Genomic DNA, 24,998 nt, shown 5'->3' on the forward strand with positions numbered 1-24,998 from the left:
GTTATCACAATTTATCTTTTGCTCATTGATAATAAATAGTGCCAATTTTAAGGGAGGAACTGCCATGACGGCTTAGTTGCAGGTTGCAAGTTTCTGTTTAGCGTATTTAACTCGGTGTAGTGGCTAATTGCTTAAAGTGAGTTCTGCTACTTCTTTCTTGGCGGTAATGCGCAACGTCGTCAGTATGTCTGTATTATTAATGTCATTAAGATAATCAAGGTTTTTTGGCATATTACCGAACAGGGTAAAAACATTCTCATTAAGGGAGTATGACCATAATTGCCATTGCTCATTAACGCCCCAAATTACATTGTCTTTCATCACGAATCGCTTATCGCTTCCTTGACTGTTTAACGCTTCAATAAGCCGGTCTTCAGCTGGCCCTTGCTGCCAAAATCGGTCCATATGATCGGTATAAACTAATTGACCATCTTCACTTTTTAATGCCCAGTTAACTCGCTTGTCAGTGATCACCTTAAAGCTTGAGTTATTTAAATTAAGCTCAACCAGCCTTAATATTCCGCCTATACGCGCAATTAATAAGGCGCTATTGTCTTTGCTATCCCATTGAAATAGTTGCTCAACGCGGTACTCGAATGGCACGGGTCTCTGTTGTGAATTTAACAGTACTTGAACTAACTGGTTATTGGCATTTACTAAAAGACTTTGGCCATCAGCGGCCCAATTCATCCCCATAATAAAAGTATCTACTGGGAAATGCGAAAGCTGATGGGAGCCGTTGCCATCGGTTAGCCAAACTTGACTTTCACCTGAGCGTGCTGACATAAAGGCAATAAATTTACCATGAGGTTGGTAAATAGCATTACCTTCTTCAAGTCGGGAGCGCTCTATAATTGAGTAATGAGTATTTCCTTTAGTTTGAGTTTGCACCACTTGAGCTTCTACTGTTTGTGGTTGAATTAACTGGGCAAGGGAGGTGGCTGCAATATCGCTATCCCAATGACCTTTTATCACCAGCATGCGTTGACCACCAGGGTGAAATATAGGCGATCCTATAGGCTCATCCAGAGGCAGGCTAATATTGGTGATTTTACCCTGATAAGATAAGGTGAACAGCTGCCTGCCGGTGCTAAAAATTAGTTGTTCATTTATTGGCGTAAAGTTTGGGTAAATAAAGCGCGAATTAGTGATTTCTGGCGGGTATTCAATTTGATGGCTAGATAAAATCTGCCCATCAGGTGTTAGTCGTTCAATATAATTCTGGTTATCACTATGGGTGCTGGTTAAAGCAATAACATTCTCGCTGACTGAGTAGTCATAATCTATGATGTTACCGTCTTCAATAGCATATATGGTGGTACTTTTATTGTCGGCTATCGAATAACTAGCTAACCGCCATCGATTGCCAGTACTGTGCAAATACGCAATGTTATTATTATTTAACCAGGTGGATTTTTTTATGCTTGAATGTTTACACTCCATTAAAATATTTGGTGATTGTGGTGTTTGCAGTGCCTGGTCAAAATCTAAGAACATGAGTTTATAGCAATATTTCTGAGTGACAGGCGCCTCACAGTTTTCAGTTTTGATGACTACCAGCTTTTTGCCGTCTTTTGAAAAACTAAGGCCGCGATATACCCCCATATTTGTAGTCAGTTGGGTTTCTTTTTGGGTATTAATATTTTTTGCCCAAATATTACTGTGAATACAAGTCTTTTCTGAATAACGCAGGAAAACAATATATTCACCGTCAGGCGTATAGATACCGCCAGTTTCTTTATTGTCAGTGGCGGTTAATAAACGTAACTCGCCAATGGACAAGTCAACGGTTTTAGTAGGTGAGAAATAGTGAGTGCTAACAAGTGCCAGCATAACCAGGATTAACAGCATAGCTATCAAAGCTAATGCTGATCTGGCAGGTTTTTTCGGGGCAGGATGGACATTCTGTAGTGGTGTATTGCTATGTTGTTGCGCATTATCAACTGTTGCTGAATCTGTATTTAATGCAACTTCAGTATGAACTGTCGATAATTGTTCCTGCTCTTGTTTAACAAGCGATTCAACACCGTTATTTTCTTGCCACCGTACTTCACACTCTAGGCTATATCCTTGTTTGGCATGCGTTTTAATATAGGATTGGCTGCCTTCTCCCAGTGCCTTTCTTAATTGAGCGATACTTCGTTGCAGGGTATTTGGGGTGACTACTGTATCGGGCCAGACCTCGGATAATAACGTATCATGGCTAACCACTTTATTGGCGTTCTTAGCAAGGCAAGTTAACACCGCTAATGCTTTTGGCGGAATGGTTTGCGATTGCATTTTTTGGGTGATTTGATTGCGAGTCAAATCGATAAAAAAATCACCTACCCAATATTGTGTTGCCATTTATACGCTTTCCAAGATGAAAATGATGTTTAAATAAAACCACTCACACTAGCATACCGCCTGATCCTTTTGAGATCTATATTTTTAACCATTTGATAAATAAAGATCTTATTGATTTCATTAAGACGTCATATAAAAGTCAGACGAACGTCAGGTATTTGTGAACGGCTTCAAATATATTCAATGCCAAGCCCAATTTAACGGGCACAAATTGTGTAATCAGAGGAAAGACCGTGCATAAATTAATAAAAATAAACCAGCGCTTAATCGCCGTATTTTTTACCTTGCTGTCTTGTATAGGTGTGCAGGCTAATGAAGCTAAATTATACTCAATGCCCAGAACACAGGTAGTGCCTATCAAAGATAGCCAATCTAATAAGCAATATGAGCTTCTTATCAAATTGCCTGAACATTACGCAGAAAACAAGGAGAAAAAGTACCCGGTTATTTATTTCACCGATGCGGTGTGGCATATCGAATTATTGTCTTCCGCCTCATTTTTCATCATGGAAGACGTGATTCTCGTTGGCATATCGTGGCAGAAAGACATAGCAGAAGATTTAACGCAACAGTACGGGGAACATTTTAGCCGCTATGGTGATTATTCATTTAAGCAAACCATTAATCCCAAACACCCTAACATAAAGTTTGGCCAGGCGAAGAGCCATTTGGCTTTTATTCGCAATGATGTTTTTAACTACGTAGAAAAACATTATCGAACCGAGCCGACTAATCGCAGCTATTTCGGCTTTTCTGCTGGTGGCCTATTTGGTGCGTACATACTAATGACGCAACCTGATAGCTTTAAAAATTACCTGCTCGGAAGTCCAAGCATATGGCGCAATGGTCCTGAGCTTATTGCTCAAGAAAGTGCCGCTTTAAAAAGTGCAGAGTTAGAAATTAACGTTTTCATTTCTTATGGCGAATTAGAGAAAGAGCTCAGTTTACCTCTCGAGGCATTTATTTCAACGTTGAAAAATAATCACTATCAAGGAATATCTTCACTGAAACACATCGTTGTTGGGGCCTCTGGACATAGTGATTCGTCGCCACTGATGGCAATTCAGAGTGTGAAATGGTTAAAAAGCTTGCAGTCAAAAGAGGGAGAGTAATGAAACCAACGGATATTTTTATGGTGCTGTTGTTTTCTACATTATCTGTGGATAGCGAGGTACAGCGCTTTTCTAAAGTAACTCAAATACAAACTATTAAGTAAAAATAGGAATTTTTATGGTCATCTATTTAAATTTTAACAAGTTACTCGTTATTGCTTTGTTAAGCGCTATGAGTAGTTTTACTACAATAAGTGCTAAAGAAAATAATGATCTCGCACCAGAGGTTACTGCCGAAGAGGCGGCGATCTCATTCTGGGAGCTGCCTTATCTCGAAAACGCCTTTATTGATACTATGCCAGCAGAAAGAGAAGATGGTTTAGTCGTTAGCTCTATGGTCGCAAATGGCGGCAATAAGGCGATGATGGTCAAGCTTGCACAAGAGATAGCCGGCAAGCAATATGGTAAATTAGACAGCCTGCTCGTCGCGCGACAGGGCAAGTTAATCTTTGAGTCTTATTATTTGCGTGGTCGTGTCAATCTGGCTCATGGCCAAGCGTCAGCTGTTAAAGCTTACACCAGTCTGGCTCTAGGCCGGGCGATTCAATTAGGTTATTTAACCATGGCCGATTTAGACAAGCCGCTGATCCATTTTCTTAAAGATCTGGACCGGGAAAAACTTGTGCAAGGGGCAGACACAATCACACTGCATAAGGCATTGACTATGCATGGTGGGCTTAGCCTTAGCGAGGAGCAGAGTAAAGCTCTTGAAAAACCTGCTAGTAAACTTAAAGGTCAAGGGTTCGTTCAGACCCTGCTTGAACAAAGTGCACCTATTACTCCAAAATCTCAGATCTATCAATATGGTAACTACAACCCAATGTTAGTGATGACAGTGATTGACGCCGTCGTACCAGGCAGTGCCAAGGAGTTCATCAAACATGAAATTCTCGATAAATTGGCTATCACCAATTATAGCTGGGATGAGCATGTTAGCGGATTACCAGAAGCTGGCTGGCGCGTGAGCATGACATCGCGGGATATGCTCAAATTAGGCTTTTTGGTCGCTAACAAAGGTAAGTGGCAGGGAGAACAACTTATTTCAGCAGATTATCTTGCCAAGGCGACCAGCGGCCTTGTTAAACCGACTCAAGACTGGATGCCTGACAACTATCGTTACGGCTATTTTTGGTATCAAACTGTTATGACTGTCGATGACAAAAGCTATGACGCCACATTTGCCTGGGGAGGAGGTGGACAGCGCGTCATAGTGATAGCGGATCTTGACCTCACTATAGTGATCACCGCCCATGATAGGGAAGATCAAATCATGGCTCAGATTTCAAATACCGTTATACCAGCCTTTGCTGAAAAAGGAAAAAATCATGACAGCAATGTATTGGTTAATAGCCCTAAAATAAAAATTGACTCAATCTAAGTGCTGGACTTGTCTGAAAAATAAACGGTTATTTTTAATTAAATGATCTGTTACCTCGTAGCAACCAATAAAAAAGGCTTAACGTTAATAGTTAAGCCTTTTTGTCGGTAGGGTTATGCCAAATTCAGCTTAACGACCGTCGCGGCCATTATTCACTGTATTGGGTTTCACAAATACCGCTGTGGTTCTTGCTGGTACAGTAAAGCTTGCTTGTTTAGCATTAAATTTAGCCTGTCTGACGATTTTGTCTTTTGCGCTTTTTTGCACCGGGTGCAGCATAAATTTCTCTTTGTTCGTCAGCGCTTCAAGGGTAAAGGTTTGTGCTTGGGTGCTGGCGTTAAAGAGCACGACATGCTTAATATCATCATCTTTACTTAAACTCATCACAATCAGACCGGGTGTTTGATTTGGCCCGGTATTATGAAAGCGCAGTTGATTATTCACTTCATCTGCGGTTTGCAACCTGAATAACGAACTGCTGCGGCGGATGGTCATCATCTCCTGCATATGTGCTACTGCCGAGGTGATTTCGCTACTGCCGACAGCTAAATCAGGGTTAGCCAGGCGCGGTTGACTAACCTGCCAGTTAGCTTCGTTGTCACCTTGTAAGGGTAAACCTCTTGCCCAGCCGTTTTCCGTGTAACTGAAATCTAGAATGTTAAACCAGTCACCAGCATCATAACTGTTTCTGTCAGATGATTTCGAGCGCAACATATCCTGGCCGGCATGATAAAACGGAATACCTTGTGCCAATGCGACAATGGCATTACCCAGGTTTTGCACCCGTACCCGGTCGGCTTTACTGGTGCTTAACGGCAGTTTGTATTGGCTTGCGTCAAATAAGGTTTCGTTATCGTGCGCAGCAATATAGTTAATGGCTTCTTGCGGATCACTGGTGTAGCCACCAATAGCTGAGCTGGCTATTTGATTACCCAGATGATCGGTAAACTGATAATTTGACAGTGTGCCGGCTAAGCTCATTCTGACTTTGTCGGTGGTGTGTAATAAATCAGCTAATGTTGCCTGGCTTTGACTATTGGCATCGTAATACAGACCATTAATAAAGCCTTGGTTGGCGACATGCGCATTGCCTGAATCGAACGGGCCACCGCCGCGAACGGCGTCACGAATATGATCATTAAAAGAGCCAATACCGGTGTGGTCACCCATATTTCTTTGACTGGCCTGCTCAAACCGGGTGTTGTTTACTACTTCGCCAAAATTCCAGCCTTCGCCATAAAGATAAATGCTGCTGCCGTCTACGCCATCGTGTTCAAGGGTTAATGAATGCAGCATGGCCTGTGCTTTTAACAGGTTTTCCTTGGTATGATGCCCCATTAAGTCGAAACGGAAGCCGTCAACTTTATAGTCGGTTGCCCAGGTTTTAAGCGAGTCTAACATCAGTTTTTCCATCATATTGTGCTCGGTAGCAGTGTTGGCACAACAGCTACTCATTTCAATATCGCCGATGCTATTTAAGCGGTGATAATAATCAGGCACGATTTTATCGAGTACCGATTTTTCTCCTTGTAGGCTACCGCTGGTGTGGTTATAAACCACGTCCATGATGACGCGTAAATTGGCTTTGTTTAGTGAAGCAACCATGTCTCTAAACTCGCGAATGCGCGTACTACCATTGGCATCGGTGGCATAGCTGCCTTCAGGCACAGTGTAGTGATAAGGGTCGTAGCACCAGTTAAATCCATCTTGTCCTCTGATGGCGTCAACAGCGGCTTGTTGCTCGGTGGAATCCCCCGAAAATACCGATAAATCATCCGTTACTAGCTGCGCGGTTTTATCTTCTTCAATGGTGGCGCAATCAAATGCCGGTAATAAGTGAATACTGGTTAAGCCGGCATGAGCTAGTTTACGTAAGTGCTCACTGCCATTACTTTGCTGATAAGCAAACGCCTTAAAGGTGCCCCGCATCTCTTCAGGCACGGTTTGATCATGAATACTAAAGTCGCGAACATGTAGTTCGTAAATCGCTTGATCTTCAGGGGCATTTAATCTTGGTTTCGCTAACTTATCCCAGCCAAGTGGTTTAAGTTGCTCATCGTTTAAGTTAACGATTTGGCTGCGCTTACTGTTGATTGACAAGCTAACGGAATAAGGATCGGTGACCAGGTTGTGTTCAATATTGCCGGTGGCTCTGCTATAAACTTCAACCTCGAATAAGTAATACTTACCTTGCCAGCTGCTATCGCCTGCAATGTGCCATACACCTGTCGCGCTATCTTCCAGCATCGGCAATACTTGTGCGGATGTAGTGGCATCACTGTCATCGAATAAATGCAATTTTAATGAACGAGCACTGGGTGCCCATACCGATAGGCTGACATGGTTTTCGCTATCAAAGTTTTCGCTATCAAAGTTCACACCGAGCTTACCATCAAAGGTATAAAGATCGTCTAACACGCCTGGTGGTTGAATGCCGGTTGCACTTAGTGGCTGGCCTTCACTGTCCTGGGCAACTAGGGCATATTGAGACTTTAAGATCGCTGGCACTTTACTGAGATCTTGTGCGCTGATTTTAAATGCGGGCAGGCCGGCTAAATGACGGAATTTTTCGGCAATATCACCTTCAATTACACCATTTGCTTGCAAAGTAATGTGCTCGCCACCGACTAAACCGTCCGGAGTAACGGTAAGTGCGGCGCTTTCGCTATAATGAAGCGTTACGGTAGTATTTTGTGGTACATCGTAAGCTAGCGTGTCTTCGCTTAGCCAATAGGCTTTTGCCTGTTTGAGGTTAGCATCAAAGCCTGAACTGCCAATGGTCAGCTGATGGCTATCTGGCTGATAGGTAAAAGTGACCGGCGCGTTATCAATGCTAACGGTAAAGTCGATATTGGCACCATTTTGTGCGCCATTGGCACCGTAGTTTTCTTGCCAGCTTTCATTATGAGCAACTTTGACCTGATAATTTCCAGCAGTAAGTGCTGTGGTGGTAAAACTATAGAGGCCATCGCCATCAGCATCTTGCAGCCAAGAACGTAAACATTCGGGTTGCCAGTCACCAGGGCAGCCCAACTGTGCCTGAAAGTTACCGGCAAGCGTGGCAATGACGTTGGTTTTATTATTTGCTAGCCAGTGGCTGGCATGGTCGTAATAAAACTTTACGCTTGTTGACTCTGCCAGTGGCAAATTAATATTGCTGCCATTACGGGTGGCATTGGCACCGTAGTTTTCATCCCAACTGCCATTTAATGCGGTTTTGTATTGCCAACTACCTGCAGGAATATTAAAGGTGCCTTGCCAGATAAGATCGCTTTCATCCAAAGTAAGCTGAGTAGCCGTACATTCGGGTTGCCAGTCACCGCTACAGCCTAACTCGCTTTGTAAATCACCGACCAATGCTACTAACGCTGGTTGTTTAATAACCACCGGGGCATCATCACTGACTTGGTGACTACTGTGGTTATAACTAAAAGTTACTTCACGGGCTTCGGGCAAGTATAAGCTGATGTTATCACCATTGTTGCCATAACTTTCATCCCAGCTGTTGTTAACGGCAATTTTGTATTGCCACTCTCCGGCGGGTATAACAAATGTTGCTTGCCAGTTATCGCCATCTTGAATGAGCTGGCTGGCGGAGCATTCAGGTTGCCAGTCGTTACTGCAACTTAGCTCTGTTTGCAGATCGCCCACTAACGTGACATTGCTGGGGGGAGACGTATGATCGGCAAAACTCGTAAAAGAAATGCCTGCCACCAGTAAGGTCGTAAAAGTAACTGCTGTCTGGTTATTATTGCGTTTATTCCAAGGTGAAAACGTTCGTTTCCTAAACAGATTCATTGTGAAGCCTTTTATTTTTTTTGTAATTGATGCTCTACAAACTGCGAGAAGCATAGGGATTTATTGCGTTTGTTTTTTGCTCAATTAAACTAGCAAGCAAAAATTACTGCGACAATTGACTACATACGTATTCATTGAAATATACGCATGTTGAATAAGAAAGAAGGGATGAGCGCAGCGTAAATAACCTAGCTGAGAAAATGAAAGCCATGATTGATTGGTTTAATGAATAGTATCACTTGTGTCTATAGGTAGACCTTCATTAGCCTATTTGTTGATTCGCTTGTTAAATTTATTTTTGGTCCACGTAGATTAATTGTTCAACATCAAAGCCGTTTTGCTCTGCCAGTTGTTCAAACTTTACAATAATACTTGCGTTTACCTTTGGTGAGCGTGATAACAGCCAAAGGTAGCCATTATTCGGACCTGATACAAAAGCATACTCGTAGTTTTCTTTTTCTAGTTCAAATATCACATAGGACCCATAGAATGGACCAAAAAATGACACTTTCAAATAGCCGACGTTTGGGCTTTCAACGAAGTATGCTTTGCCTTCAGCTTCTTTCCATTCTTTGGTTTCAGTAGCGTAGCCTCGATTTAACACAGAAATACCGCCATCTTCACGCAAGGTATATTCGGCAGTGACCTGACTCAAGCCTCGTTCAAATGAATGATCTAGGCGGGCTATTTCATACCACTGACCTAAGTAATCATTTAGCTTAAAATCTCTAACTGGTTCTATTGTTTGAGGCATACCCAAACAGCCACTTAGAGATAGCAAGACTATGAACTGAAGTGCTTTTCTCATGGTTTCCTCCGTAAAAAGCCAACTGTAAATCTTCCCGCTTGATTGGCTTGTATGACAGATTTTACATTAATGGCCATAACTCACAACGCGAATAAGCTTCCAATTAAGGTTATCTTTCTTCCATATGTGAATAAACTTAAATATCCCACAATCATTTTTACCCTTTTCCATATGGCAAAATTGATGGCTTGCCTCTTGAATAGCTCCAAAATTATTAATTGGGAATACTTTTAAAGACTCCTTTATAAGCTTCCTTTTTAACCCCAACTTCTTATCACAATTGGACTTTGAAGCTGACATCGTTTGTTCGTAATTCGAGACGCCACCTTTGTCATGATAAAACTCTAATTCTTTTGAAAAAACATTACCCATAACTGTTAAGTCGCATGAATTAAAAGCGTCGAATAATACTTTATCCATTTGTGATATTTCGTCAAATAGCATCTCATTTTCATTAGAATGCGTATTGAATACTAGAAAACTTAAAGCTATAAAAATATATATTTTCATGATATTTCAGTGATACTCGATTATATGTAAATTAACGCCGCATTAAACGGCAACGTAATGCTTGCTAAAATGTGAAGCTAAGCGAAACCGAGCAAGCTGTTAGCCGTCCCGCTTTAAATTATTGTATAGGCTATTTACTCAAGCGATATTTTTTATTGTTAAAGTTACAAATAATAGCACCTATGCAAAGGCCAATTATTGGCGTAAAGACAATACCTAGCCCAACAACTCCATACACACCTATCTGATACATATCCAGAAACATTCCGATGATTGAACCTACTACTAAGCCGAATGAAATGTATGTTGTACGTTTACTCTTTTTCATCATGCCCCTCTAGTCTAATAAATTAATACTAATTAAAAGTGATAACTGGAAAACAATCCACTCAATATTTTTGATGAATACAATTATGCATATAACTTATTCGAGAGTATTTTTCTCTGTTGCCTTTTCTTTAGGGCTAGCTACCATTTTTGTTTTATCTGGCTTAGTTTAATTCAATTCTTTAAATGCCAAGCTTTCTCTTAATAAAGCATTTTGCTAGGTGATGTTATTACCGAAGCTGATTGGCGGTTATTTACTACGCTGGTGCGCTTTGATCCGGTTTATGTCGGCCACTTTAAGTGTAATAAAAAGCGTATTGTTGATTATCCCAATCTTTGGGAATACCTACGAGATTTATATCAACAACCTGGCATCGCAGACACCGTAGATATTGACTATATTAAAGAACATTACTATGCCAGTCATAAAACCATCAATCCGACTCGGGTTATTCCTGTTGGACCTGTAATTGATTTTACTGAGGCACATAAACGCGAGAAATTTACATTGCCAGCGTAACAGTGAACCGGAGGGAAAACTGTGCATCAAGCCATGGTGTGATTGTAAAAGCACTATTAAAGATAAATAACCAGATTTTCAATGAAGGAAACGACGATGAATAAACCTATTATTGCAGCGGTGGCACCGAAAAAGGTCAGCCTGGAACAAGGGCAAGAGTATTATTTTTGTGCCTGCGGACGTTCTAAAAATCAGCCATTTTGTGATGGCTCTCATGCCGGTACGGGCTTTAAGCCTAAACCCTTTAGCGCTGAAGAGTCAGGGGATGCGTATTTATGTCAATGCAAACATACGGCGAATGCGCCATTTTGTGATGGCAGCCATAAACAATTTGATTCAAGCCAAATCGGGCAAGAAGGCCCTGATGTGCAAATTCAAGCCACAGCAACGCCTGTAGCTACCGCGACTAAGGAAGAGCCAACCGTAGAATTTATTCACCAATTAGCACGTGAAGGTTTATCAAAAATGGGGCATCACGGCCCTATGGTCTCCATGGGAGTGCCTCGCTATCAATTACCTCAGTGGGATGATTTACAGTTAATGGTTGCTCAAATGGCCACTAAACCATTGATGGAAGAGGTCAAAGTAAATACTGAATTAGTCATTGGTCCTCGGGCGAAAAAGCCGCTGAAACTTGATATACCTTTATTTGTTTCTGATATGAGTTTTGGCGCTTTATCTGAAGAAGCCAAAATTGCTTTAGCAACAGGAGCTGAGCGCGCGGGCACTGGTATATGTTCCGGCGAAGGCGGTATGCTACCCGAAGAGCAGCAAGCGAATTCTAAATACTTTTATGAATTAGCAAGTGCAGGTTTTGGCTATGATGAACAAAAGCTTAAAAGCGTACAAGCGTTTCATTTTAAAGGTGGCCAAGGGGCTAAAACCGGCACTGGCGGTCATTTACCTGGCAATAAAAATGTTGGTAGGATTTCAGAGGTACGCGGTATAGAGGAGGGCACCCCGGCAATTTCTCCACCTACGTTTAAAGATCTAAGTACCACAGCAGATTTTAAAAAATTTGCCGATAGGGTAAGAGAAATCACAGGGGGCATTCCTATCGGATTTAAACTAAGTGCAAATCATATTGAACAAGATATTCAATTTGCTTTAGATGCCAGTGCTGATTACATCATTTTAGACGGCCGTGGTGGCGGTACTGGCGCTGCGCCTGAAATATTTAGAGATCACATCAGTGTCCCTACAATTCCGGCGCTAGCTCGTGCGCGTAAATATTTAGACGAGCAAGGAGCAAGTGAGGTTACATTAATTATTACTGGCGGTTTACGGCTGCCGATTGATTTTGTTAAAGCACTAGCGTTGGGAGCTGATGGTGTGGCTGTAGCAAATAGCGCCATGCAAGCTATCGGCTGTGTCGCCGCACGCATGTGCAATACCAATAATTGCCCTGCGGGCATAGCAACCCAGAAAAAAGATCTGCGCCAGCGTTTAAATGTAGAAAAATCAGCGAACCAATTAAAGAACTACTTTGTAGCATCGACAGAATTAATGTCAGTGATGGCAAGAGCATGTGGTCATCATTCATTATCTGACTTTAATTCAAAAGATTTAGCAACATGGCATAATGATATGGCGCTATTATCTGGAGTTAGCTACGCGGGAGTCAGTAAACTTTAAAGACAAGAAAATATTGACTAGATACAGAAAAGCTCAGCTAATGCTGTCATATCGCTCACCTTAAGTGAACGGCATGACAGCTAATCTAACCATTTTATATTGACTTCAAATTCTAAGAGCTGCGACATGATAAGTTGCCTTCATTGTATAGATGTTTATCTTTTTATAGTGACCGAGGCTCTCAGTATACCTGTTAGCGTTATCATGGGTTGCTATGGGCTAACCAAATAGTGGCTGGGGCTTGTTTAGATAATGTGGTTGTTGAAAGCCTTTTTGCTCGTGTGAAAAATGAATGGCTGCTAAATGTTTACCATTTAACCAGAAAAAGCATGAAAGTCGATGTTGAAAAATACATCCATATGATAATTCGGTTCGGTTACATACGACGTTACATGATATGTCGCCAATTGAGTTTAAAAGTGTAAGGAAAAAGTGTGTGGCCTAGCTTGACCAGCCCAGCGATGCCCATACTTAAGTGTTAAACCAAGTTTAGCTTACTGGTTATATTAGTGTTCAGTTTCGATAGTTTTATTTATTATTCCGGTAGTATTTATAATCCTTACCCAAGTACCACTTAATTAACTTATAGAACAAAGGATAGGCTATCAAACCTAAAACAAGATAGAGTCCTGCTCCAACAAAACCCAATAATACCAAAAAGCTAACTGTTGCAACAATTGCGGCCTTTTTAGATGGTAACGTAATGGAATAATGCAAAGCCGTTTCTCTAATTGTCCATAAAAATATCCCTATAGAAATAAACAAAATAAACCAAATAGACAAAATAAAATTCATGTTCCTAAATTCCTCTGTTAATCTCACGTAAGATATGAATGTAGGGTTGACAATCGATTTCATCAGCGTGCCCAGGTGGTCTTCGCCCGAGCTAGGGTATTTGAATGGCTAAACTTTCTCTAATTCCCTGCTTCAACAACCACTGCTGGTATTAACCCATCCGGATATACCCCTTGCCCAATAGATGGGACAGCCAGTAGCGAATGTATTTAATCTCTTGTTGTCTTGAAACGGGCTTATGTACTTCGATACCTGAATAATGATCAACTTGTTTTTGAGTCAAGTTAACTGGTATCGATTTTTTTAACCAATCACAGGAGCTTAACGCAATAGGCGAAATTAACGCCCGATATTGATGGTGTCAGTTTCTTTGCGAAAAGCTTATACCAGCGCCAATCTAAGGCAATTAATGCACTGATTGTTTCTGGCTCAAGCCTCCACATAGCCGTTATATTGCCTTGTCGGAAATAATAATTTCTACTCGTCGATTAATTTGACGTCCCATGACCGAGTCATTAGTAGCAATGGGGGAATTTTTCCCCTTTCCCAGCGTAGTCATACGACCATCTGCAATACCTTTACCTAGTAAATAAGACTTTACTGATTCAGCACGCTGCTTTGACAGTATGACATTATACTCATCATTGCCGACATTATCGGTATAGCCTTCAATCAGTAATTGACGATCTTGGTATTTGTTAAGAAATAATGATATCTGATTGAGATCTCCAGACATGTTATTAACTAGGTCTGACTTGCCAAATTCAAATAGCAAATCCCCTAAGGTCAGCACCATGCCGCGATCAGTTTTTTTGGCATTAAGTTCAACAAGTTGTTGCTCTAATGCGCTATTTCGTTTTTCAGCGTCCAACATATTTTCTCGACTAAGCTTAGCTTCTTGTGTTTGAGCATTAAGTTGCTTTTTTAATTCTGTACTGCGTTTTTCAGCGCTCAACATATTTTTTCGACTAAGCTTAGCTTCCTGTGTTTGAGCATTAAGCTGCGTAGTTAATTCTGTACCGCGTTTTTCTGCGTTTAACATCTTTGTGCGAGCTAAGTAAGCTTCACGTGAGCGAGAATCAAGGCGAGCGGTTTCACTTTGCTCGTTTAACCCAGCACGTTGATCTTCAAGTAGACGACGTTGCGCAAGCGCTAAGGCAATTTCGACTTTATGATCAGCGATAAAGACCCGGTGCTCAGCGAGTTGTTGGTTTTTTTCTGGCACTTCAGCAATACGGGTTGCACTTTCTGCTTCTTTAATGGCTACTTGTGCCCGACTGGCTAATGCGGAATTTGCTTGTAGCGCAGATAATTTTTGACGCACTATATCGGCACCGTCCGGTTGTGTTGGTGCCACTGAACAAGACATTGTTAACATTATCGCGGTGGTTAGCACGACTAGTTTTTGAGGTTTTAACGGTAAATTTTTCATTTTAGCTCTCCTTTATTGCGCTGCATTTCCTGTTTCAAGACGTCAATGCTTTTTATCATGTCTTTGTTGATTTGGTCGGCTTTTATGTAAGCGGTTTTTGCCGAAGCGAGTTCGGCGCTTATCTTAGATTCATCGGCAAGGTACTTAGCAAGCTTCATGTTTTTTTTGTGTTCGGCAGCGCGGGCGGCAGTTAACTTGTCACGCGCTTGGCTTAACTCCGGCAGCGCATAGCCCGACAGTCGATTTTGATCCGCATTATCAATGGCAAATTGTGCGGCTTGCATCGCTTGACTTGGATCTTGTTTATTTAATGCGCACGCTGAAAAGGTGAGTACCAATAGTAGGGGGGCTGTCTTAATAAAAATGCTGATAACCTTACTATTACCTCGGGATGACATATCGCCGTTTACGGCTTGTTTTTTCATTTTCATGGTGATTTCCTCTGAGGATACAGGGTATCCATCCGTTTTTAATGCACCAATGTAACTTAAATGCTTTCGCTAGGTCGGTTCTGTAACGTACAGACCAAGATAAAAAATGCCGCTAATCTACCGTTAATGTCATTAACAGGAAGACCTCATGCTAGAAACAATAGCTATTGTATTAATTATTTTATGGGCGCTGGGGCTGTTTTCTGCTTATAGCCTGGGCGGATTGATTCATATCCTTTTAGTCTTAGCGTTAATTATTGTTGTTGTTAGGATGATACAAGGTAGGAGGTTGTAACATGAGTCTGCAAAAAATAATCGCTACCATGTTAATTATTATGGGTATTATCGGACTGGCCTATGGCGGGTTTAGTTACACCAGCGATGTCCATCAGGCTGACATAGGTTCGTTACACATGTCACTTTCAGAAACGCAAGATATCAATATTCCGATATGGGCCGGTGTGACATTTATTATTGCTGGCGGTGTACTGTTGCTATTACCTAAAAAGCTTTAGCAGAATTGCTAAATCCGAATTTTATTAATTTATTTAACATTGATTTATCTAACACTGGGCGAGGGCTTTTGAGACCAGAGCTTAGCAGCCCCTACGAATAATGGAATCTTTATCTGGCAGAGTAGCGTATCATGTTTGCTAGTGTCGTGTGTCAACTTGTGTCTTACAGAGATACTTTCGCTATTTACGATACTTACAACTACACTGTTTATGTACCGCTGCAGGTATTTATTACGTATAAAAAGGGATGTGGATATGATCAAGGCCAATAAGAGTATCCCTATTCCTATCATTATCCCTGCACCTGAACCAAAGCAAAACCATCTAATTGCCACTTTATCTAGTGAGGTGCAAAAACGCCTGATACCGCATCTTCAACTGGTTCATTTACCCCTAGGTAAAGTGCTTTATGAATCTGGCGATACTTTACATTACGCGTATTTTCCCACTGACTGCATTATTTCCTTACTTTATGTTACGTTAGACGGCGCTTCGGCAGAAATATCTGTTATCGGTAACGAAGGTATTTTAGGGACAACGTTGTTTATGGGCGGTGAAAGTACCCCCAGTAGAGCGGTTGTCCAAAGCGCAGGACATGCCTATCGTATATCAGCACAAAAATTTAAGGATGAATTTGCGTTGCATAGCGACATGATGACCTTACTTTTGCTTTATACACAAGTGTTGATCACCCAAATGGCGCAAACTGCGGTGTGCAATCGTCATCACTCTGTTGATCAGCAACTGTGTCGTTGGATATTATTGTCTTTGGATCGTTTACCGACTAATCATTTGATCATGACTCAAGAATTAATTGCCAATATGTTGGGTGTGCGCCGGGAAAGTGTTACCGATGCTGCGGGGAAACTGCAAAAACTCGGCATTATTTCTTACCATCGTGGCCATATTATTGTGCATGATCGCGCGAAACTCGAGCAATTGAGTTGTGAGTGTTACGCGGTAGTAAAAAAAGAGAGTGAGCGTTTATTGCCAGAAATACACACTCGCCAAGCGCTCACTTGCAACTAGTCTAGAGCGTGTTGATCTTTGAGGTACAAATTTTGTTCAATTTGAGCGTGCTTTGATCGCGACGCTCGGTTCGTAGCATAGTTGTTCTATGTAAAAATCGAGCAACAATGAGCAAAGTACGCTCAATTGAACCCTTTGGGCAACGCCTGTTTAACATTTATACTGTGTTATCGCCTTACTTGAGGAGAATAACTACACTACGAAGGCGCTGCCTTGTCTAAATGCTAAACAGTCAGCTGCAAAAATGAACAGCAAAGATCAACACGCTCTAGTAAAAGTTGGCGCTAACGAGTTATTTTTGACACCTTAGAGCCTTCGATACTAACACTCGACATCAATCCTTGTTGATCGAAAATAAACGCATATGCATCATCTTGTAAGGTTGATGACGACAAATTTTTAGCGACGCCTTCAGTGACCACGACTACGGTTGGTCCAACACCTATTTCCCAGCCATGGGAGTCTTCAAGATATTTAACTGCTTTATCCGTCATCATAAACACCGCATAACCATAAGATTGGGCGCCTGCCTGTAATCCCCAAGATCCGGTAACTGAGTTGTAGTAATCAGTATATTCGTCTTCCTTGATTAGCACGCCTTCACCGTAACTGCCGCCAAACACAAGGCCAGCCTTGACAATATTGGGAAATACCAGTACTGCCTTGGCTTGTTTGGACAAATCACTCGCCAGCGGACTGGTTTTGTATAAATATTTTAGCGCTTGTGCGGAATCTTTATTGAGATCCTCGGCAGTCGCCGCATATGCAGTGTTAACCGTGGTACATACTATCGCTGTCATGAACGCGGCTCGTAAAACTTAATAGCTAACTGTGGTTTACTAGGATGTTGGTAACCTGGTTTTATGTTATGGCCTGTAAATAAAGTGGATATATACATGGTGTTCTCCTAAGTACAAAAGTGCAATGATGACAAGACCCAACACTATGCCAATGGTTGGTTAAGCTATAATAAAAACAAATATGGCAAGGGTCGGTACGTTATCGCACACGGATCATTAATCATGATGTTGTAAAACCATTCCCACCGCGTTTTTTAACGTGATACATGGCATGATCGGCATGTTCAATAAGCGTTTTAGCATCAGTGCCATCTTGAGGATAGATTGCCACACCAATACTGGCGGCCAAAGGGATAGTATGTTCATTCATCACACTAGGCTGAGCTAATACAGTGATCATTTTTTTCGCCACTTTTTCAACATCATCAAGGCAAGATATTTCATTGAGTAAGGCGATAAATTCATCACCCCCATAGCGACTTAGCGTATCACTTTCACGCATCACAGCGCTTAAGCGATTTGCAACGTCTTTTAGAATTTTGTCGCCCATGGCATGACCTAAGTTATCATTGACGGGTTTAAATTGGTCGAGATCGATAAACAACAAGGCAAAATTTTTGTTATGTCGCTTGGTCGCATTGACTGCAAGGCTGATGCATTCCAGCATAAATGCTCGATTGGCTAAGCCAGTAAGCCCATCTCGTTGGCTATGTTGCTCAAGTTCATCATATTTAAGGTTTGCCATATCTTTTTCAGCAAAAGCGTTTAATGTTGAAAAAACCAATTGTTGGTTAACTTCTCTAAGTTGCTCTAGCAGTGCTTCATTTTTATCCACTAACTGCTTAATATTTTTTTGCTCAGCACGTAATTTTTTATTTTCTGCCGTCAGTTTTTTTATCTGACGTTTTAATTGTACTGAATCGTTTTGTAGCGCATTTTTTTGAGTTTGATCGGACATCAGCGTGGCACTTTACTTAATGACTGGTCGTTAAGCTGTTATTTACTAAATTGGGATTAGTAAAAGTTTTATTATCAATTAATTTAACTGTCGCTGATTTTTGTAACAGTTGATGAGTGAGCTTTTGGCCAAATAATTTAGTCAGCAGTAGGCAGCTGTTATGCCATAACGTCTGTTGCGCTGCTACCGTGATAGTGCACGGTTTTGTCAGTAATTGGTGTTGTAAGTTTGCTAGCGGATCAATGCTCGATTGTTCACTCGATAACCAAGAATATGCGGTTGCACTTAACGATAAACACCGTTGAAATACCGCCAATGCAGCACTTTCACCGATCAAAGGCCTAAGTGCTGCCATTAAGTTACGCCACTGACTTATGGTTAAATGGGTTGATATATTGACCGGATTTTTTTGCTGATGATAAATTGCCGCATTCCTACGTCGTCGAGAAATACTAGCTGTTGGACTGGTAAGCATATGTGAATAGGGACGCTTGTCGGTAAATACTGAGGCATGCATTGCCATCGCAGGTAACGGTTTATGTAAGATATATTTCATTGAGCTTATCCTCCATTTTATTGCTCATTATTGCTCAGATTATGTTGAAGATTTATTTGATGTTCGCTGGTTGTTTAAGATGAAAATCAGCGTGTAATACTAAGCTTCTTGACGCGCTGTTTTTAATGTTGCTACTTCTGGTTTCTGGTAAAGAAACAGTAGAGCTGGTTCATCGCCACGAAACGATTTACCTGCCGTTCGTCGGCATCGTATATAAGTGAAAAGCCAGTTTCACTTGGGAGCATAGTTGTTGCCTGTTCTTTTGGTGTTGAGCAAATAGTAGAACTTTTCGCTGCATGTTGAGCGAAATAGGGTGTTGTTGTCTTTTTCTCGTAATTTTTGTTCATGGTATTTCCTTTAAGATTTAAACGCGCTGGTAAATGAACATTATTTACTTTGCTAAGACACTAAAGTCTCAAAAATGGTAAGAGACTTCTGTACGCTAGCTAGCATAGCGCTGTTTTTTTTTGAAATATTGTTTAAAAAAGTGCGATCAATGAGTAATGATTGATTTTTGATGTTAGTTCATTCATTTGCGACGGTGATATCGGTAGCCTATTTGAAGGAAAAAGCGTCAAGATAAACGATGTCTGCTTAACCTGCCGCCCTTAAATATTAGATGAGGTGTAAATGTTAGATGTGGTGCTTGGTAAAGAAGCCATTTACCTGTTTATCGGCAGCATCGTGAGTGATTGCATAGCGAGTTTCTATCATGTCAGCCAATTTCTTTTTATTACCGGCCGTTTTGACTAATTCCTCTTCAGTTAGTTTTTTCCATAAATCTTTTGCAGCGTTTACCTGTTTTTTTGACCAAACAGCAATGTTTTTAGCCTCCTGTTTAATTTGCGTTTCAGGTGATGCCGTTTTGGCTACTTGGGTCATTGAACTGGGTGAGCGTGGTGTTGATTTGTTTTCGTAATTCTTAGTCATGGTGTTTTCCTTTGCACTAATGTGAAGCACGGAAATGTGCATCAATCATGTGGCTAGAATAGGCAATACGGATCGATTACTCTGTGCGCTAGCGAGCTTAGCCATGGAAATTTTTGCGCTATGCTAGTATTGTCGAGAGGTTGAAACGTTGGTGAAATAAACAAACAGAGCTACGCAAGCGCTATCTTTTTGAACTCAAAGACAAAAGCGCCTAATGTCGATATACTTAAATTATCCAGTTGAGCACGCTTTGCTAAACTTCCTAAGCTTGATGTTTGTGACTTAGGAATAACAGAGGAAAATATCATGTCAGCTCCTTTCTCACCCGATGCTCGCTTAGCTGTACCTAAACAGTTGCGCCTTAGAGCCGAGCAATTGTTAAAAGGCAATAGCATCCAGTCATCAATGAGTTCTCCCTTAAGCCCTGATGTATTGGCATTTCTCTATCAAATTGCCAGTTCGCCAGAAGGGAGTAGCGATGCACTTAAACTCTTGCATGAATTTCAGGTACATCAAGTGGAGTTAGATTTACAGTTCAAGCAACTTGAAACGAATGAGCAAGAGTTAAACAAAATAGTCACGTACTATCGATCACTGTTTGCTCTCGCTCCTGCAGCTTATTTAGTGACATCGCTTAGCGGTCAGATCATTGAAGGCAATAAAGCGGCAGCCGACTTACTGGGTATTGATCAGTTAGCGTTGGATGATTTTTCTATTGTTAACTTAGTTGATATCCAAGCTAAACCACAGTTACAACAACAGTTACAAACATTGCTTGAAGGCGCGGTGCGGGTGCAGTGTGAGTTGATAGTAAATTGCCAACAGCGAGGCATGCAACCCATGCTGATGGTTGCCAACCTTGGTCTTGATGGCGCATCAGTCCAGATGGTGTTGTTTGAAGGTGTTTCAGCTATTGCTTAAGGTGTTCGCGGCTTGTGTTAATATACCCTATTTCAATGTTTTAAGGCGATTTAAATGAATTTACCGGCAACAGACGGTATGACTTCTGGTACCGATGACAATGTTCGTATTGTCGGTATTGGTGCATCGGCTGGTGGCTTGTCTGCGCTCGAACTATTTCTGAAAAATACCTTAGAAAATACCTCTTTAGCCTATATTGTTGTGCAACATCTCGATCCTGTCCATAAAGGTATGCTGCCGGAGCTATTGCAACGAAAAACGGCAATGCCGGTCAAAGAAGCACGACAAGGCATGAAAATTCGTGCAGATCATGTGTATGTGATCCCGCCAAACAAGGAACTCACGGTGCAGCACAATTGTTTGCATTTAGCGAAACCCGCCGAACCTCGCGGGATGCGACTGCCGATCGACGTACTTTTTTCTTCATTGGCGATAACTCAGGGCGAGCGAGCCATTGGCGTGGTGTTATCGGGTATGGGCTCAGACGGTAGCGCTGGTTTAGAGGCGATAAAGGCAGTAGGCGGTTTAACCTTGGCTCAAACGCCTGAAACCGCAGAATTTGACTCCATGCCCATAAGTGCTATATCGGCAGGTTACGTAGATATTGTCACACCCGCAGATGAACTATTAGACCGTATTATTGCGTATACCAAGCAAGAGACGGAGAAAGGTAGCACACTAATAAAGCCGTCAAAAAAAACATCTTCTTTGTCGAATGCACCTTTACAAGCCATTACTAAGTTGATGCATCAAAAAACAGGACATGACTTTTCGCTTTATAAAACCAGCACCTTGCATCGTCGTATTGAACGGCGAATGATCATTCATAACATCGATTCATTGCACGCCTATGTGAATTTTCTCAAGCATAATGCTCAGGAAATAGAGCTGTTATTCAAAGAATTGTTGATTGGTGTCACTCAGTTTTTTCGCGATCAAGCGGTATGGGATTATTTAAAAGACAGTGCTCTGCCAACACTGTTAACCCGGCGAACCAAGCCGCATACCTTTAGGGCTTGGTGTATCGGCTGCTCTACCGGTGAAGAAGCGTATTCACTAGCGATCATTTTTACTGAAGTGATACGGCAAATCGCCAACCCCAAAGCGTTCAGTGTTCAAATTTTTGCTTCAGATCTGAGCCCTGATGCAATAGCGACGGCACGTCGAGGTCGCTATCCGCTGTCAATCACGGATCATATCCCTCAGACTTATTTAACACGTTATTTCGATCGACATGACGACTATTACCAAATTAAGCAAAGTATTCGGGATATGGTGCTGTTTGCCCAACAGGATGTGATTATTGATCCGCCCTTTACCAAGTTGGATCTTATTGTTTGTCGTAATTTAATGATCTATTTTAATACAAAATTACAAAGTAAATTATTGCCATTGTTTCATTATAGTTTGCGGCCTGGTGGTATGATGCTATTGGGATCATCAGAAACCATTGGCTCATTTAATTATTTATTTAGCGCGATCGCTTCAAAGTTTAAGTTATTTGATCGCCGCGATAATGTGCCTATTCGCAGTTCTGAATTTATGTTGAGTTCATTTCCACCTCTTACCTATGCCACTAAGGAGTTTTCTGTGCCTTCACCACGTAAGCCTGAACAACCTGTTAATAGCCTACAGTCTGCGGCTGACCATGTTTTGTTACAAGTCTATGCACCGGCAGCGGTTGTTGTTAACCAATTAGGCGATATTGTTTATATCAGTGGACGTACTGGCAAGTACCTTGAACCGGCGGCAGGTAAAGCAAATTGGAATTTTCATGCGATGATCCGAGAAAGCTTGCGCGCACCGCTTTATTTAGGCTTAAAACAGGCGATGACACAAAGTGAACCGATTCATTTAAATGGGCTGTCAGTACAGTTTGAAGAGTTCGACTATTTGGTTGATATCACTATACAAGCATTTCAGGAGCCTAAAGCGCTGAAAGAGTTGATCATGGTGGTATTTCACGATGTTGACACAGCAAATAAACACAAACGAAAAAACAAGCCCGATTTGGACTTGGCACATGAGGCTCAGCTGCAACAATATCGCCTTGAAATAGAAACGTTACGCGAAGAAGCGAGAGCGTCTAAAGAAGAACTACAATCGTCTAACGAAGAGTTGCAATCAACCAACGAAGAACTGCAATCGACTAACGAGGAACTGACTACATCCAAAGAAGAGATGCAGTCAATGAACGAAGAATTACAAACGATCAATAACGAGCTGCAAACCAAGCTTGATGATCTGGCGCTTGCACAAAGTGATATGCAAAATATTCTCAATAGTATTGAGATTGCGATATTATTTCTCGATCAAAAACTCAATGTCAGGCGTTTTACCGAGCGGGCAGCGAAAATTATTAGCTTAAGAGAAAGTGATGTTGGCCGGCCACTTAGCGACCTAACTTCTTGCCTGATCTACCCTGAACTGAATGACGATGCAAGTGAAGCATTACGTACTTTGGTGTTTTCAGAGAAAGAAATTCCCACCGACGATGGTCGTTGGTATTCGATACGAATTATGCCTTATCGACGATTAGATAACATGATTGATGGTGTCGTCATCACCATGGTTGATATTAGTAAGACGAAAAAGTAGCTTACGTAATAAACTTTGACTTTGCCGTGTCTTGCTTATCCCGATCAGTAATGATTATTAGACTTTATTTTTTACCTGATGAATGACGACAACAGGGCAGCCCCATTAATTTAACAAGAAAAGGGGGGCCGTGACACATGTGTCTCATCCGCATTTAAAGGGGTTAATGTAATCAGTACTTGAACTTAATGCCTTATCAAATTGAGGAGTTTTATCGGGAAAGTGCATTTTATAGGAAATAAAAAAGCCTCAACATAAATGCTGAGGCTGCTTGTCTTCAAAAGAGGGAATGGTGTCGACTGCCGGAGTCGAACTGGCGACCTAGTGGTGACAAGTTATCTACTTGGGCAGCATCAAACTACTATTCAAGCGGCACAAACACCTAACTTATGGCTAGCAATATAAAAATAGCCCTAGTGGTTACTCGCTCTCTATGTGACAAGATCAGTCTATTAAATCCAGACGTTCAAGTCTTTCTTTTGCTAGAGTATATCTTGCGCGAACATCATCAATTTGCTGTTGAGTTAACTTCTGACCAAGGGTACGAAGCCCTCCATCAGCATCATTATGGTGAATCCCAAAAGCAAACTTAAGGTATTCTAAAAGTAACGGCTGAGCATCAAGATATGAAATGGAATTCATAGCCTGAGAAATTTTATTTGCCTCGGCCCATTCTCCATTATTAACATACTCCTGCATAGTTACACTGGCTTTTGGGAATATACAACCTACACCTGTAATTCCACCGCATGCTCCAGCAAGTCCTGCATGTACAGTGACTGTGTCAACACCGGCCAAAATTTTTAAATCTTTGTTCTCTAACATTAGCGTTTCAATAATTGAAACATCTGTCGTCGATATTTTAAGTGCGATTACTTCAGGTAAAGCAGCAAGTCTTTTTAGAAGATCTGTTGAAAGTGCATGATATCCAGCTGCATCAGGGTTGTTATAAGGCATAATTGTAACGCCTGCTTCTTTTGCCGCTGTTGCTGAAAGCTCATAATACGCATACATTTCTTCATCAGAAGGAGCTTCCTTAGTTTTTGGCGGCATGACCATAACTGTATCCACGCCAACCGTCGCTAGTTCTTTGACGATTTTGGCAAGCTCTTCTTTAGTTTCTGCAGCCGCTCCACTAATTAATGGCACATTGAATTCTTTAGCAACATCTGAAAGGGCGTTAAGTAAAGAAAGACGCTGTTCAGAGCTTAGGTAGCTATTCTCACCTAGAGTACCAGAGCCGACAAGCCCACCCATTCGGGTTCCGCCTTTTCCTTGAACTTTTAAAATATCTGCAGCGTATTTTTTTGTTACTTCAAGGTCAATTTCAAGGGCACCGGATTCTGACTCTTTTAGCCATGTAAACACGGCAGGCATAACCGTATATCGCCAGTCTGTGTTATTCATTTCCATCATATTTTCTCTTGTTTAAATAGTATTGTATACATTATACCATGCTATTTGTGTCAGTTAAACTATCTATGACAAAGACGAAGGTTTATTGGCTTTTTCTAAATTCAGAGCCGTGGTCAATACGTCTACCAACTCCATGCAACACCGTTGTTAGGCCATAAAACAATTGAAGTCTTTTTATCTGCT

Annotated in this window: 22 protein-coding genes and 1 pseudogene; 9 read left to right on the top strand and 14 right to left on the bottom strand. The window is 41.4% G+C overall.

Going from position 1 to position 24,998, the window contains the following annotated elements; all coding sequences use genetic code 11:
• Positions 1-123 precede the first annotated feature (123 nt).
• On the bottom strand, positions 124-2,346 hold the full coding sequence (locus QQK06_RS14050) for a winged helix-turn-helix domain-containing protein (RefSeq protein ID WP_284245364.1): 2,223 nt from the start codon (positions 2,344-2,346) through the stop codon (positions 124-126).
• Between the two features lie 233 nt (positions 2,347-2,579).
• Here QQK06_RS14050 and QQK06_RS14055 point away from each other — a divergent pair, with 233 nt between their 5' ends.
• Positions 2,580-3,458, top strand: coding sequence for an alpha/beta hydrolase (locus QQK06_RS14055; RefSeq protein WP_284245366.1), 879 nt, complete (start codon positions 2,580-2,582; stop codon positions 3,456-3,458).
• Positions 3,459-3,576: 118 nt separating this feature from the next.
• On the top strand, positions 3,577-4,836 hold the full coding sequence (locus QQK06_RS14060; RefSeq protein ID WP_284245367.1) for a serine hydrolase domain-containing protein: 1,260 nt from the start codon (positions 3,577-3,579) through the stop codon (positions 4,834-4,836).
• Between the two features lie 129 nt (positions 4,837-4,965).
• Here QQK06_RS14060 and pulA read toward each other — a convergent pair whose 3' ends face one another.
• The 3 genes from pulA to QQK06_RS14075 form a co-directional block, all read right to left on the bottom strand.
• Positions 4,966-8,634, bottom strand: coding sequence for a pullulanase-type alpha-1,6-glucosidase (gene pulA / locus QQK06_RS14065; RefSeq protein ID WP_284245369.1), 3,669 nt, complete (start codon positions 8,632-8,634; stop codon positions 4,966-4,968).
• Between the two features lie 292 nt (positions 8,635-8,926).
• On the bottom strand, positions 8,927-9,442 hold the full coding sequence (locus tag QQK06_RS14070; protein ID WP_284245370.1) for a lipocalin family protein: 516 nt from the start codon (positions 9,440-9,442) through the stop codon (positions 8,927-8,929).
• A gap of 66 nt (positions 9,443-9,508) precedes the next feature.
• Positions 9,509-9,952 (bottom strand): nuclear transport factor 2 family protein, encoded by a 444-nt coding sequence (locus tag QQK06_RS14075; protein ID WP_284245371.1) that lies wholly within the window; start codon positions 9,950-9,952, stop codon positions 9,509-9,511.
• 541 nt (positions 9,953-10,493) lie between these two features.
• Here QQK06_RS14075 and QQK06_RS14080 point away from each other — a divergent pair.
• Positions 10,494-10,799, top strand: a pseudogene (locus QQK06_RS14080) (glutathione S-transferase C-terminal domain-containing protein); the annotation flags it as partial.
• Between the two features lie 96 nt (positions 10,800-10,895).
• On the top strand, positions 10,896-12,434 hold the full coding sequence (locus QQK06_RS14085; RefSeq protein WP_284245372.1) for a glutamate synthase-related protein: 1,539 nt from the start codon (positions 10,896-10,898) through the stop codon (positions 12,432-12,434).
• A 528-nt stretch (positions 12,435-12,962) separates the two neighbouring features.
• On the opposite strand, the gene QQK06_RS14090 is transcribed toward QQK06_RS14085, so the two are convergent.
• From QQK06_RS14090 to QQK06_RS14100, 3 genes are all read right to left on the bottom strand, one after another.
• The gene (locus QQK06_RS14090; RefSeq protein ID WP_284245373.1) at positions 12,963-13,229 is read right to left on the bottom strand and encodes a hypothetical protein; all 267 of its coding nucleotides are present in this window, start codon (positions 13,227-13,229) and stop codon (positions 12,963-12,965) included.
• 448 nt (positions 13,230-13,677) lie between these two features.
• Entirely contained in the window at positions 13,678-14,661 is a 984-nt protein-coding gene (locus QQK06_RS14095; protein WP_284245374.1) for an OmpA family protein, read from the bottom strand.
• Entirely contained in the window at positions 14,658-15,092 is a 435-nt protein-coding gene (locus tag QQK06_RS14100; RefSeq protein ID WP_284245375.1) for a DUF4398 domain-containing protein, read from the bottom strand. Before QQK06_RS14100 ends, QQK06_RS14095 begins: the two co-directional genes overlap by 4 nt.
• Before the next feature lie 148 nt (positions 15,093-15,240).
• On the opposite strand from QQK06_RS14100, the gene QQK06_RS14105 reads away from it, so the two are divergent.
• The 3 genes from QQK06_RS14105 (at position 15,241) to QQK06_RS14115 (ending at position 16,636) form a co-directional block, all read left to right on the top strand.
• Positions 15,241-15,387, top strand: a complete 147-nt coding sequence (locus tag QQK06_RS14105; protein WP_284245376.1) for a lmo0937 family membrane protein — start codon at positions 15,241-15,243, stop codon at positions 15,385-15,387.
• Position 15,388: 1 nt separating this feature from the next.
• Positions 15,389-15,607 (top strand): hypothetical protein, encoded by a 219-nt coding sequence (locus QQK06_RS14110; protein ID WP_284245377.1) that lies wholly within the window; start codon positions 15,389-15,391, stop codon positions 15,605-15,607.
• 255 nt (positions 15,608-15,862) lie between these two features.
• On the top strand, positions 15,863-16,636 hold the full coding sequence (locus QQK06_RS14115) for a Crp/Fnr family transcriptional regulator (RefSeq protein ID WP_284245379.1): 774 nt from the start codon (positions 15,863-15,865) through the stop codon (positions 16,634-16,636).
• Positions 16,637-16,920: 284 nt separating this feature from the next.
• On the opposite strand, the gene QQK06_RS14120 is transcribed toward QQK06_RS14115, so the two are convergent.
• The 6 genes from QQK06_RS14120 to QQK06_RS14145 form a co-directional block, all read right to left on the bottom strand.
• Positions 16,921-17,436: a lipid-binding SYLF domain-containing protein gene (locus QQK06_RS14120; protein ID WP_284245380.1), complete on the bottom strand. Its 516-nt coding sequence runs from the start codon at positions 17,434-17,436 to the stop codon at positions 16,921-16,923.
• 220 nt (positions 17,437-17,656) lie between these two features.
• The gene (locus tag QQK06_RS14125; protein WP_284245381.1) at positions 17,657-18,394 is read right to left on the bottom strand and encodes a diguanylate cyclase domain-containing protein; all 738 of its coding nucleotides are present in this window, start codon (positions 18,392-18,394) and stop codon (positions 17,657-17,659) included.
• A gap of 16 nt (positions 18,395-18,410) precedes the next feature.
• Positions 18,411-18,950: a hypothetical protein gene (locus tag QQK06_RS14130; protein ID WP_284245382.1), complete on the bottom strand. Its 540-nt coding sequence runs from the start codon at positions 18,948-18,950 to the stop codon at positions 18,411-18,413.
• A gap of 131 nt (positions 18,951-19,081) precedes the next feature.
• The gene (locus QQK06_RS14135) at positions 19,082-19,297 is read right to left on the bottom strand and encodes a hypothetical protein (protein WP_284245383.1); all 216 of its coding nucleotides are present in this window, start codon (positions 19,295-19,297) and stop codon (positions 19,082-19,084) included.
• 286 nt (positions 19,298-19,583) lie between these two features.
• The gene (locus QQK06_RS14140; RefSeq protein ID WP_284245384.1) at positions 19,584-19,880 is read right to left on the bottom strand and encodes a CsbD family protein; all 297 of its coding nucleotides are present in this window, start codon (positions 19,878-19,880) and stop codon (positions 19,584-19,586) included.
• Positions 19,881-20,050: 170 nt separating this feature from the next.
• On the bottom strand, positions 20,051-20,188 hold the full coding sequence (locus tag QQK06_RS14145) for a hypothetical protein (RefSeq protein ID WP_284245385.1): 138 nt from the start codon (positions 20,186-20,188) through the stop codon (positions 20,051-20,053).
• Here QQK06_RS14145 and QQK06_RS14150 point away from each other — a divergent pair.
• Both QQK06_RS14150 and QQK06_RS14155 read left to right on the top strand, forming a co-directional pair.
• On the top strand, positions 20,187-20,801 hold the full coding sequence (locus QQK06_RS14150) for a PAS domain-containing protein (protein WP_284245386.1): 615 nt from the start codon (positions 20,187-20,189) through the stop codon (positions 20,799-20,801). The two genes, QQK06_RS14145 and QQK06_RS14150, sit on opposite strands and share 2 nt — an antisense overlap.
• Before the next feature lie 54 nt (positions 20,802-20,855).
• On the top strand, positions 20,856-23,399 hold the full coding sequence (locus QQK06_RS14155) for a chemotaxis protein CheB (RefSeq protein WP_284245387.1): 2,544 nt from the start codon (positions 20,856-20,858) through the stop codon (positions 23,397-23,399).
• Between the two features lie 444 nt (positions 23,400-23,843).
• Here QQK06_RS14155 and QQK06_RS14160 read toward each other — a convergent pair whose 3' ends face one another.
• Positions 23,844-24,812, bottom strand: a complete 969-nt coding sequence (locus QQK06_RS14160; RefSeq protein ID WP_284246629.1) for a dihydrodipicolinate synthase family protein — start codon at positions 24,810-24,812, stop codon at positions 23,844-23,846.
• Between the last annotated feature and the right edge of the window lie 186 nt (positions 24,813-24,998).

Source organism: Thalassotalea insulae (assembly GCF_030161395.1).
GTDB lineage: Bacteria > Pseudomonadota > Gammaproteobacteria > Enterobacterales > Alteromonadaceae > Thalassotalea_E > Thalassotalea_E insulae.

Coding starts and splice junctions, on each gene's coding strand:
- QQK06_RS14050 (WP_284245364.1), bottom strand. CDS start 2,346: ATGGCAACACAATATTGGGTAGGTGATTTTTTTATCGATTTGACTCGC.
- QQK06_RS14060 (WP_284245367.1), top strand. CDS start 3,577: ATGGTCATCTATTTAAATTTTAACAAGTTACTCGTTATTGCTTTGTTA.
- pulA (WP_284245369.1), bottom strand. CDS start 8,634: ATGAATCTGTTTAGGAAACGAACGTTTTCACCTTGGAATAAACGCAAT.
- QQK06_RS14070 (WP_284245370.1), bottom strand. CDS start 9,442: ATGAGAAAAGCACTTCAGTTCATAGTCTTGCTATCTCTAAGTGGCTGT.
- QQK06_RS14075 (WP_284245371.1), bottom strand. CDS start 9,952: ATGAAAATATATATTTTTATAGCTTTAAGTTTTCTAGTATTCAATACG.
- QQK06_RS14085 (WP_284245372.1), top strand. CDS start 10,896: ATGAATAAACCTATTATTGCAGCGGTGGCACCGAAAAAGGTCAGCCTG.
- QQK06_RS14090 (WP_284245373.1), bottom strand. CDS start 13,229: ATGAATTTTATTTTGTCTATTTGGTTTATTTTGTTTATTTCTATAGGG.
- QQK06_RS14095 (WP_284245374.1), bottom strand. CDS start 14,661: ATGAAAAATTTACCGTTAAAACCTCAAAAACTAGTCGTGCTAACCACC.
- QQK06_RS14100 (WP_284245375.1), bottom strand. CDS start 15,092: ATGAAAATGAAAAAACAAGCCGTAAACGGCGATATGTCATCCCGAGGT.
- QQK06_RS14105 (WP_284245376.1), top strand. CDS start 15,241: ATGCTAGAAACAATAGCTATTGTATTAATTATTTTATGGGCGCTGGGG.
- QQK06_RS14110 (WP_284245377.1), top strand. CDS start 15,389: ATGAGTCTGCAAAAAATAATCGCTACCATGTTAATTATTATGGGTATT.
- QQK06_RS14115 (WP_284245379.1), top strand. CDS start 15,863: ATGATCAAGGCCAATAAGAGTATCCCTATTCCTATCATTATCCCTGCA.
- QQK06_RS14120 (WP_284245380.1), bottom strand. CDS start 17,436: ATGACAGCGATAGTATGTACCACGGTTAACACTGCATATGCGGCGACT.
- QQK06_RS14125 (WP_284245381.1), bottom strand. CDS start 18,394: ATGTCCGATCAAACTCAAAAAAATGCGCTACAAAACGATTCAGTACAA.
- QQK06_RS14130 (WP_284245382.1), bottom strand. CDS start 18,950: ATGAAATATATCTTACATAAACCGTTACCTGCGATGGCAATGCATGCC.
- QQK06_RS14135 (WP_284245383.1), bottom strand. CDS start 19,297: ATGAACAAAAATTACGAGAAAAAGACAACAACACCCTATTTCGCTCAA.
- QQK06_RS14140 (WP_284245384.1), bottom strand. CDS start 19,880: ATGACTAAGAATTACGAAAACAAATCAACACCACGCTCACCCAGTTCA.
- QQK06_RS14150 (WP_284245386.1), top strand. CDS start 20,187: ATGTCAGCTCCTTTCTCACCCGATGCTCGCTTAGCTGTACCTAAACAG.
- QQK06_RS14145 (WP_284245385.1), bottom strand. CDS start 20,188: ATGATATTTTCCTCTGTTATTCCTAAGTCACAAACATCAAGCTTAGGA.
- QQK06_RS14155 (WP_284245387.1), top strand. CDS start 20,856: ATGAATTTACCGGCAACAGACGGTATGACTTCTGGTACCGATGACAAT.
- QQK06_RS14160 (WP_284246629.1), bottom strand. CDS start 24,812: ATGGAAATGAATAACACAGACTGGCGATATACGGTTATGCCTGCCGTG.